This window comes from Sulfuricaulis sp. (assembly GCF_041499725.1).
In the GTDB taxonomy this organism is placed as follows: domain Bacteria; phylum Pseudomonadota; class Gammaproteobacteria; order Acidiferrobacterales; family Sulfurifustaceae; genus Sulfuricaulis.
Map to the genome: position 1 here is coordinate 1 of NZ_JBGQKW010000134.1, position 4,355 is coordinate 4,355.

Consider the following 4,355-nt stretch of genomic DNA (forward strand, 5'->3'; position numbering starts at 1 on the left):
CCGCCGCATATCCTGCAACGTATGCTGCCGCTGGTGCCGAACTACGGCGATCTCGAGAAACGGGAAAACTTCGCCCAGCTCGTCGAGGACGTGTGCCGGCTGGTCGAGCTCAATCCGGTGCCGTGGGAGGGCGTGACGCTCGACCGCGCCGACATCGAGCGGCGCTGTCGCCGGCGCACGCTGCTTGGTGTGTACGAGGCCGTGTACGATGCGATGGCCGCGGCCTGGGAGGCGCGCAGCTGGTGTTGCCAGAGCCTGGCGAACATCGCCTACCTGCCGCAGATCGAGGCGCATTTCCGCAGCCCGCGCTACATCTACCTCCACCGCGACGGGCGCGACGTCGCGGTTTCGTCACGTAAGACGGTGACCGGTGAGAAGCATTTCTACCACCTCGCCCGGGAATGGGCCGTGGCTCAGCAGCTGGCACTCGGAATGTGCGAGCGCATCGGTCCGGACCGGTTCTTCAGCATCAGTTACGAGTCGCTCACGAGCCAGCCGGAGCTGTCGATGCGTTTGCTATGTAAGTTCTTGGGCGTGCGTTTTAACCCATCCATGCTGGAGTTCTACAAGTCGAACGAAGCCCGCCGCGCGGCGGAATCGAGCGACCTGTGGGGCAACGTCGTGCGGCCGATCATGGCGGGCAACACCCGTAAGTTCCTGCACGAAGCCTCGGAAGAGGACATTCGCCTGTTCGAGTCGGTGGCGGGCAACGTGCTGACCGCGCTCGGCTACGATCTCGCGCGTATCCCGCGCGGCGCTAAGAGGATCATCAGCGAAGAGGACATCGGACGGTTCGATGCGGAGAATCGCCGGCTCAAGGAAGAGGCGCGACGGCGCACCGACGTGGAAAATCTGATGCGTCTCGATCGGCAGACCACACTGGTGCATGAGATCCGTCTGCGTGGTCAGATGGCGCCTCCCAGCATGCGCGCAATCGTCTGACAAGCGCTCGAGGACCAGGACTGTCTAGAGGCCGAGGTCCTTGAGCTTGCGCGTCAGGGTGTTGCGTCCCCAACCCAGTTTTTTCGCCGCATCCAGTTTGCGGCCACCGGTGTGCTTGAGCGCAGCCTCAATCAGGATGCGCTCGAAGCTGTCGTTGATGTCCTTGAAAATCTCGCCATCACCACGCGCCAGCCGCTGTTCGACGATGTTCCTGAGCCGCGCTTCCCAGTCGGCGCCGCGGGCATTTCCGGCATCGGCGGCCAGCAGCTCCGGTGGCAGGTCCTCGACGCGGATCGTCTGACCCGGGGCCATCACGGTCAGCCAGCGGCAGGTGTTCTCCAGCTGGCGCACGTTGCCCGGCCAGGACAGGCGACTCATGTATTCTTCCGCCTGCGGCATCAGCTGTTTCGCTTCCACGCCCAGTTCCACCGCGGATTTCTTGAGGAAGTAGCGGGCCAGTGTCGGAATGTCCTCGCGCCGTTCGCGCAACGGAGGCAGGTGAATGCGGATGACGTTCAGGCGGTGGAATAGGTCTTCGCGGAATTTGCCATCCTTAACCCGGTCCTCCAGGTCTTGATTGGTCGCGGCGATGATGCGCACGTTGGTTTCCACCTGATCGTGTCCGCCCACGCGATAGAACTTGCCATCCTGCAACACGCGCAGCAGTCGCGTTTGCAGCGCCGGTGGCATGTCGCCGATTTCATCGAGGAACAGCGTGCCGCCGTCGGCCTGTTCAAACCGTCCCTTGCGTTGCAGCATGGCCCCGGTGAAGGCGCCTTTTTCGTGACCGAAGAGCTCGGATTCGAGCAGTTCGCTCGGGATCGCGGCGATGTTGATCGCGATGAAGGATTTGTCGGCACGCGGGCTGTGATTGTGCAGGGCGTGCGCCACCAGTTCCTTGCCGGTGCCGGATTCGCCGTTGATCAGCACGCTGAGATGCGAGCCTGAAAGCCGCCCGATGGCGCGGAAAACTTCCTGCATCGACGCCGCGGAGCCGATGATTTCCGGGGTGCGATCGTTGCTCGGCGCCTCCACCTTCTGCCGGCGGCGGTGCTCGATGGCGCGGCGCACCAGTCGCACCGCCTCGTCGACATCGAATGGCTTTGGCAGGTATTCGAAGGCGCCGCCGCGATAGGACGCGACCGCGCTTTCCAGGTCGGTGTGCGCCGTGATGATGATCACGGGAATTTCTGGCGCCTTGGCGTGAATGGTCTTGAGCAGTTCGAGTCCGCTGACACCGGGCATGCGAATATCCGAGATGACCACATCCGGCCGCTGCCGATCGAGTAGGTCCGCGATCTCGTTGGCGGAATCGAAACTTTTCACCGTCATGTCCGCCTGGCTGAGCGCCTTCTCCAGCACCCAGCGGATGGAGCGGTCGTCATCGATCACCCAGACGATATCCTGCCTAGCCATGACCGTTCTCCAGCGGAAGGTAGATGCTGAACACCGTCAACCCCGGCCGGCTGTCACATTCGATCAGGCCGCCGTGCTTGGCGACGATGTCCTGGGCGATGGACAGCCCGAGGCCCGTCCCGCCGGGCTTGGCCGTTACCATGGGATAGAAAATATGTTCCCGAATTTCCTCGGGGATGCCGGGGCCGTTGTCCTCGATATCGGCGCGCAGCACCAGACGATGGCGCTTCTGGCCGATGGTAAAACTGCGTTCGATGCGCGTGCGCAGGCGGATGACGCCCTGGTACTGTATCGCCTCGGCCGAGTTGCGCACGATGTTGAGCACGGCCTGGATCAGCTGTTCCGGTTCGCCCTCGAATTCCGGAAGGCTCGGGTCGTATTGGCGTTCAAGAGTGAGGCCGACCGGCACTTCCACGAGCATCAGCTTGCGCACGTGTTCCAGGATTTCGTGGAGGTTGACTGGTTTCTTTTTCAGCGGCTGATGCGGACCCATCATGCGGTCCACGAGGTTACGCAGGCGATCGGCCTCGTGGATGATGATGCGCGTGTATTCCTTGAGCGATTTGTTCGGGAGTTCGCGTTCCAGAAGCTGGGCGGCGCCGCGTAGCCCGCCGAGCGGGTTCTTGATCTCATGCGCCAGGCCGCGCATTACCGCACGATTCGCCGCCTGACGATCGATGATGTTTTCATCGCGCGCCAGACGCATCAGGCGGTCCACTTGGCTGAGTTCCACCAGCAACGCGGTTTCCGGACCGCCGTCGGCGAGCGGAGTGACGATGCAATCCACGGTGATGGTTCTCTCCATCGGTAACCGCAGTCGCACGCCGCGTACCGTAAATGGATGGCGACTCTCCAGCGTCTGATGCAGGGTTTTCACCATGCGGCGTGATTGCGGTAACAGCTCGTTGAGTTTCTGGCCGACAATTTTTTTAGCGCTGACCTCGAACAACATCTCGCCGGCGGGATTGATGCTGGTCAGGCGCAATTCAGCGTCGAACGTCAGCACCGACGTCGTCAGGTTTTCGAGTATGCGTGAAGGGGATCCTGTGAGCATGGGCCACCTGTCGGGGGTTCTCAGGCCTGAAAAAGCATGTTTCACGCCGGTCGGATTTCCTTGAAAATAAATAAGCTGCCAGCTCTTGTCCTAAGTCTTATCATGCACCATTTTGGTGCATGAAGCGATACTGTACGGATCCAAAAACGAACGCCCCCATCTCGGGGGCGTTCGGCAGTACCGCGAATGTCGCGCCCTCGTTAGACGCTGTAATACATATCAAACTCAAATCTTACGAAGCACGCGACATTTGCGCCTCGGCTCGCTTCCCTCTCCCGCGAATGCGGGAGAGGGAATGAGGGTGAGGGCATGTTTCGCGAAGCCATTTTCCTCAGACACTGTAATACATATCAAACTCAATAGGATGCGTGGTCATGCGCAGGCGCGTGACTTCCAACATCTTGAGATCGATATAGGCGTCGATCACGTCATCGGTGAATACACCGCCGGCCTTGAGGAAGGCGCGATCCTTGTCGAGCGCCTCGAGTGCCATGTCGAGCGAGTGGCACACGGTCGGGATTTTCTTCGCCTCTTCCGGCTCCAGGTCATACAGATCCTTATCCATCGCCTCGCCCGGATGGATCTTGTTCTGGATGCCATCGAGGCCCGCCATCATCATGGCGGTAAAGGCGAGATAGGGGTTACTGCCGGCATCCGGGAAACGCACCTCGATGCGTCGCCCTTTCGGGTTAGGCACGTACGGGATGCGAATCGAGGCCGAGCGGTTACGCGCCGAGTAGGCGAGCATGACCGGCGCTTCAAAGCCCGGCACCAGGCGCTTGTAGGAGTTGGTCAGCGAGTTGGTGATGGCGTTGAGCGCACGGGCGTGCTTGATGATGCCACCGATATAGTAGAGCGCGGTCTGCGATAGCCCGCCGTACTCGTTGCCGCTGAACAGGTTCTTGCCGTCTTTCGCCAGTGACTGGTGCACGTGCATGCCGGA

3 protein-coding genes and 1 pseudogene are annotated in these 4,355 nt (G+C 61.2%); 1 reads left to right on the forward strand and 3 read right to left on the reverse strand.

The annotated features are described in order from the left end of the window. Positions 1–942 (forward strand): sulfotransferase (locus ACC569_RS14080; protein ID WP_372524161.1); only part of this gene is annotated, 942 nt, incomplete at its 5' end. A 24-nt stretch (positions 943–966) separates the two neighbouring features. Here the strand turns inward: ACC569_RS14080 and ntrC are convergent. The 3 genes and pseudogenes from ntrC to glnA all read right to left on the reverse strand — a co-directional run. After that, a complete protein-coding gene (ntrC, locus tag ACC569_RS14085) occupies positions 967–2,358 on the reverse strand; it encodes a nitrogen regulation protein NR(I) (RefSeq protein WP_372524162.1) in 1,392 nt (463 codons plus the stop codon). Then, positions 2,351–3,412 (reverse strand): nitrogen regulation protein NR(II), encoded by a 1,062-nt coding sequence (glnL, locus tag ACC569_RS14090; protein WP_372524163.1) that lies wholly within the window; start codon positions 3,410–3,412, stop codon positions 2,351–2,353. The genes ntrC and glnL overlap by 8 nt, the downstream gene beginning before the upstream one ends. A 331-nt stretch (positions 3,413–3,743) precedes the next feature. Further along, positions 3,744–4,355: pseudogene (gene glnA, locus ACC569_RS14095) on the reverse strand (glutamine synthetase); the annotation flags it as partial.

Excerpts from the sequence above, each read along its gene's own strand:
- glnL (WP_372524163.1), bottom strand. The coding sequence starts at position 3,412 with ATGCTCACAGGATCCCCTTCACGCATACTCGAAAACCTGACGACGTCG.
- ntrC (WP_372524162.1), bottom strand. The coding sequence starts at position 2,358 with ATGGCTAGGCAGGATATCGTCTGGGTGATCGATGACGACCGCTCCATC.